Consider the following 3,163-nt stretch of genomic DNA (forward strand, 5'->3'; position numbering starts at 1 on the left):
AAAGACAAAGTACCTATGCGACCAGAACAACTTTGGGTAAGTGATATTACCTATATTAAAACTCAAAATGGGCATAATTACTTAGCTTTAGTCACCGATGCCTATTCAAAGCAAATTATGGGCTATAAACTAGCTTCTCATATGAAAGTGTCATTATGCTTAGATGCGCTTAAAATGGCTGTTAAAAACCGTAAATATCCTACTGAAAAGATAATACATCACTCAGATAGAGGTTTTCAATATTGCAACCCTGAATATACAAATTTCGCTGAAAATAATGGCTTAACTATGAGTATGACTGAACAATACGACCCATATGAAAACGCTGTAGCTGAAAGAATTAATAGAACCCTGAAATATGAATATGGACTTAAAAAAGTAATCAAAAACACAACATTCGCTAAGAAAATTGTCAAAAACGCAGTACATATTTACAACAACATTAGACCGCATTTTAGCCTGGATTTAAGGAAGCCTTTTGAGGTTCATAACAATCCTAACATCAAATATAAATCGTATCGAAAAAAACATGTAAATTTACTCGAACTTAAAATTTAAGAACTGACCTAGTTCAAATTATTTTTTTGCCTTCTAAACGGCTAAAAAAAATATTTTGAACGGTTAAAGTAACCAAAAAAATGGTCAACCTATTTCAGTATAATACAATTTATTTTTGAATTACGGATATATCATATTACGAGCTGCGGTGGCTCGTGCAATTGCAGGAAGTGGCTTACTAAGTACTTTAGGTATCCATCATCATAACAAGTACAACGCTTTTTGTTTGGCTGATGATATAATGGAACCTTACAGACCTTTGGTTGATGCTAAAGTTATTGAAATTATACAAACCTATAACGAACAGGATTTAACAACACCTATTAAAGCAGAATTATTGCAAGTATTAACCCAAACTGTATATTTTGAAGATGCTAAAAGCCCGTTAATGGTTGCCTTAACTAAAACCACCAACTCACTACAGCAGTGTTATACAGGTGTTTCAAGAAAACTAATTTACCCCAAATTATGGAACTAAATGGATATAGAATTATGTGGCTATTTGTATTTTTTGATTTACCAACCGAAACAAAAAAAGACCGGAGAAATGCGCAGCAATTTAGAAAAAACCTGATAAAAGACGGATTTACAATGATGCAATTTTCAGTTTACACCAGACATTGTGCAAGTAGCGAAAGTGCTGATGTACATGAAAAACGTATTAACAAACTGCTCCCACCTTTAGGAAAAGTTAGTTTATTACGAATCACAGATAAACAATTTGGAAATATCTTAAATTTTTGGGGCAAACTTGAAGTCCCTAAAGAACCACCTCCAAAACAACTGGAATTATTTTAATTCTTAATTTTTATCATTCCAAAAATGAGGGAAATCAAAGATTCGACGTAGCCAATCACATCTAACATTGCGCTTTATGTGATTTCTCTCTATCGATCGAAATGACAAATTATGCTTTTTATTTTATTTCGAAACGAACAATCACAATAACCTTAAATTCTTTATTGTTATTCCGACAACGGAGGAAATCAAAGATTCGACGTAGTCAATCACATCTAATATTGCGCTTTATGTGATTTCTCGCTCTGGCTCGAAATGACAAATTATACTTTTTATTTTATTTCGAAACGAACAATCACAATAACCTTAAATTCTTTATTGTCATTCCGACAAAGGAGGAAATCAAAGATTCGACGTAGTCAATCACATCAAACAATGCGCTTTATGTGATTTCTCGCTATCGTTCGAAATGACAATTAAAAAATAGACACATTAAACTATTTTACAAACCAAAAAATGCCCCAATCTTGCCTAAACAGTACAAAAAAGGAGCATTTTTATTTACGATATTTCATTTCAATTATTTGATTATTAGAAGCTAACAAAGCAACTAATATCGTTTTTTCTAATCTTTAATCACATCGAAAAAAAATGAATGAACTTATTTTTTAAACATAATTTTACTTTTTTTCGATTCACAAACACACAAAATCAAATAATGAAGGTGTGTTTGTAAACCACTTAGAAACCAAAAAATGCCCCAATCTTGCCTAAACAGTACAAAAAAGGAGCATTTTTATTTACGATATTTCATTTCAATTATTTGATTATTAGAAGCTAACAAAGCAACTAATATCGTTTTTTCTAATCTTTAATCACATCGAAAAAAAATGAATGAACTTATTTTTTAAACATAATTTTACTTTTTTTCGATTCACAAACACACAAAATCAAATAATGAAGGTGTGTTTGTAAACCACTTAGAAACCAAAAAATGCCCCAATCTTGCCTAAACAGTACAAAAAAGGAGCATTTTTATTTACGATATTTCATTTCAATTATTTGATTATTAGAAGCTAACAAAGCAACTAATATCGTTTTTTCTAATCTTTAATCACATCGAAAAAAAATGAATGAACTTATTTTTTAAACATAATTTTACTTTTTTTCGATTCACAAACACACAAAATCAAATAATGAAGGTGTGTTTGTAAACCACTTAGAAACCAAAAAATGCCCCAATCTTGCCTAAACAGTACAAAAAAGGAGCATTTTTATTTACGATATTTCATTTCAATTATTTGATTATTAGAAGCTAACAAAGCAACTAATATCGTTTTTTCTAATCTTTAATCACATCGAAAAAAAATGAATGAACTTATTTTTTAAACATAATTTTACTTTTTTTCGATTCACAAACACACAAAATCAAATAATGAAGGTGTGTTTGTAAACCACTTAGAAACCAAAAAATGCCCCAATCTTGCCTAAACAGTACAAAAAAGGAGCATTTTTATTTACGATATTTCATTTCAATTATTTGATTATTAGAAGCTAACAAAGCAACTAATATCGTTTTTTCTAATCTTTAATCACATCGAAAAAAAATGAATGAACTTATTTTTTAAACATAATTTTACTTTTTTTCGATTCACAAACACACAAAATCAAATAATGAAGGTGTGTTTGTAAACCACTTAGAAACCAAAAAATGCCCCAATCTTGCCTAAACAGTACAAAAAAGGAGCATTTTTATTTACGATATTTCATTTCAATTATTTGATTATTAGAAGCTAACAAAGCAACTAATATCGTTTTTTCTAATCTTTAATCACATCGAAAAAAAATGAATGAACTTATTTTTTAA

General features: G+C 29.4%; 3 protein-coding genes. All 3 read left to right on the forward strand.

What is annotated here, in order from left to right; translation table 11 throughout:
* On the forward strand, window positions 1–558 hold a 558-nt coding region (locus EC396_RS17600; RefSeq protein ID WP_129368171.1), incomplete at its 5' end, for an IS3 family transposase.
* Window positions 559–673: 115 nt separating this feature from the next.
* Window positions 674–1,036, forward strand: a complete 363-nt coding sequence (gene cas1 / locus EC396_RS17605) for a type II CRISPR-associated endonuclease Cas1 (RefSeq protein WP_129368172.1) — start codon at window positions 674–676, stop codon at window positions 1,034–1,036.
* On the forward strand, window positions 1,027–1,356 hold the full coding sequence (gene cas2 / locus EC396_RS17610; protein WP_205757988.1) for a CRISPR-associated endonuclease Cas2: 330 nt from the start codon (window positions 1,027–1,029) through the stop codon (window positions 1,354–1,356). The genes cas1 and cas2 overlap by 10 nt, the downstream gene beginning before the upstream one ends.
* Window positions 1,357–3,163: the final 1,807 nt, after the last annotated feature.

Origin of the sequence: Lutibacter sp. HS1-25 (assembly GCF_004121075.1) — a bacterium.
Lineage (GTDB): Bacteria > Bacteroidota > Bacteroidia > Flavobacteriales > Flavobacteriaceae > Lutibacter.

Excerpts from the sequence above, each read along its gene's own strand:
- cas2 (WP_205757988.1), top strand. The coding sequence starts at position 1,027 with ATGGAACTAAATGGATATAGAATTATGTGGCTATTTGTATTTTTTGAT.